4 protein-coding genes are annotated in these 1,967 nt (G+C 55.4%); all 4 read right to left on the bottom strand.

Annotated elements, in window-relative coordinates:
* Positions 1-910: preprotein translocase subunit SecY (gene secY, locus ACIPY9_RS24585; RefSeq protein WP_400707825.1), on the bottom strand; the 910-nt coding region annotated here is incomplete at its 3' end.
* Positions 911-1,345 carry a 50S ribosomal protein L15 gene (rplO, locus tag ACIPY9_RS24580; RefSeq protein ID WP_010220318.1) on the bottom strand — a complete coding sequence of 145 codons (435 nt, stop codon included), beginning with the start codon at positions 1,343-1,345 and terminating at the stop codon, positions 911-913. It lies immediately after the preceding gene.
* A 3-nt stretch (positions 1,346-1,348) separates the two neighbouring features.
* The gene (rpmD, locus tag ACIPY9_RS24575) at positions 1,349-1,525 is read right to left on the bottom strand and encodes a 50S ribosomal protein L30 (RefSeq protein ID WP_136474257.1); all 177 of its coding nucleotides are present in this window, start codon (positions 1,523-1,525) and stop codon (positions 1,349-1,351) included.
* A 2-nt stretch (positions 1,526-1,527) separates the two neighbouring features.
* Positions 1,528-1,962 carry a flagellar basal body L-ring protein FlgH gene (locus tag ACIPY9_RS24570; protein ID WP_400707828.1) on the bottom strand — a complete coding sequence of 145 codons (435 nt, stop codon included), beginning with the start codon at positions 1,960-1,962 and terminating at the stop codon, positions 1,528-1,530.
* Positions 1,963-1,967: the final 5 nt, after the last annotated feature.

Genomic DNA, 1,967 nt, shown 5'->3' with positions numbered 1-1,967 from the left:
ACTGCGAGATGTCCTGCAACCAGCCCATACCTTCAGACTGGCCGAACCAGGAACCCAGCGAAGCCGGGAACAGCAAGATGCTGCTCGCGAAAATGGCCGGAATAACACCAGCCATGTTCACTTTCAGCGGCAAGTGGCTGGTCTGCGCAGCAAAGACCTTACGGCCCTGCTGACGCTTGGCGTAGTGAACAGCAATACGACGCTGACCACGCTCAATGAACACCACAAAACCGATAATCGCTACTGCCAGCAAACCGATGGCGACCAAAGCGAAAATGTTGATATCACCCTGACGTGCAGACTCGAAAGACTGCCCAATCGCTCTCGGAAGACCGGCGACGATACCCGAAAAGATCAACATCGAGATACCGTTACCAACACCGCGCTCAGTAATCTGCTCCCCGAGCCACATCATGAACATTGCACCAGCCACGAAGGTGGTAACAGCCACGAAGTGGAAACCGAGATCCGCAGAGAAAGCAACGCCCTGACCGGCCAGGCCAACGGACATGCCGATAGCTTGAACCAGAGCCAGGACGACGGTGCCATAGCGGGTGTACTGGCTGATCTTGCGACGGCCAGCTTCACCTTCCTTCTTCAACTGCTCCAGTTGCGGGCTGACGGCGGTCATCAATTGCATGATGATCGATGCCGAAATGTACGGCATGATCCCCAACGCAAAGATACTCATCCGTTCCAGCGCGCCACCGGAAAACATGTTGAACAAGCTAAGAATGGTCCCCTCATTCTGTCGAAACAATTCCGCCAGCCGATCAGGGTTGATACCTGGAACTGGGATATGCGCACCGATCCGATAGACGATAATCGCCAGGAACAGAAAACGCAGTCGAGCCCAGAGCTCGGACAACCCGCCTTTGCTGAGCGCTGAGAGAGCACCTTGCTTAGCCATTTATTCCTCGAACTTGCCGCCAGCTGCTTCGATAGCCGCACGCGCACCTTTGGTGGCTGCGATACCTTTGATGGTGACAGCGCGAGTAACTTCGCCGGACAGCATGATTTTCACGCGCTGTACGTTTTGGTTAATCACGTTGGCATCCTTCAGGGACTGCACAGTTACGACGTCGCCTTCCACTTTGGCCAGCTCGGACAGACGCACTTCTGCGCGGTCCATGGCTTTCAGGGAAACGAAACCGAATTTTGGCAGACGACGATGCAACGGCTGTTGGCCGCCTTCAAAGCCCGGAGCAATAGTGCCACCGGAGCGGGAGGTTTGACCTTTGTGACCACGGCCACCAGTCTTACCCAAACCACTACCGATACCACGGCCCGGACGATGCTTCTCGCGACGGGAACCCGGCGCTGGACTCAGATCATTGAGTTTCATCGATTAACCCTCGACTCGCAGCATGTAGTAAGCCTTGTTGATCATCCCGCGATTTTCGGGAGTATCCAGGACTTCTACAGTGTGACCGATGCGACGCAGACCCAGACCCTTAACGCACAGTTTGTGGCTAGGGATACGGCCGGCGGTGCTTTTGATCAGCGTAACTTTAACGGTAGCCATGATCAGATGATCTCCTCAACACGCTTGCCACGCTTGGCAGCAATGGATTCAGGAGACTGCATGCCCTTCAGACCCTTGAAAGTGGCGTGAACCACGTTTACAGGGTTAGTCGAGCCGTAGCACTTGGCCAATACGTTCTGGACACCAGCAACTTCCAGCACTGCGCGCATGGCGCCGCCAGCGATGATACCGGTACCTTCAGAAGCAGGCTGCATGTACACCTTGGAAGCGCCATGGGCAGACTTCATTGCGTACTGCAGAGTGGTGCCGTTCAGATCAACTTGGATCATGTTGCGGCGAGCAGCTTCCATCGCTTTCTGGATTGCAGCAGGCACTTCACGTGACTTCGTGATGCGCGCATCGGCCACACGCGTGGATGACACGGTGTTATCGGTGGCAATGTCGTCGGCACGAATCAGACCGGCAATACGAACCAGTTCAT

The sequence above is a fragment of the Pseudomonas sp. NPDC089734 genome (genome assembly GCF_044748865.1).
Classification (GTDB): domain Bacteria; phylum Pseudomonadota; class Gammaproteobacteria; order Pseudomonadales; family Pseudomonadaceae; genus Aquipseudomonas.
The sequence above is the reverse complement of the archived record's forward strand: the minus strand, read 5'-3'. Positions and strand labels throughout refer to the sequence as shown.

Excerpts from the sequence above, each read along its gene's own strand:
- rplO (WP_010220318.1), bottom strand. The coding sequence starts at position 1,345 with ATGAAACTCAATGATCTGAGTCCAGCGCCGGGTTCCCGTCGCGAGAAG.
- rpmD (WP_136474257.1), bottom strand. The coding sequence starts at position 1,525 with ATGGCTACCGTTAAAGTTACGCTGATCAAAAGCACCGCCGGCCGTATC.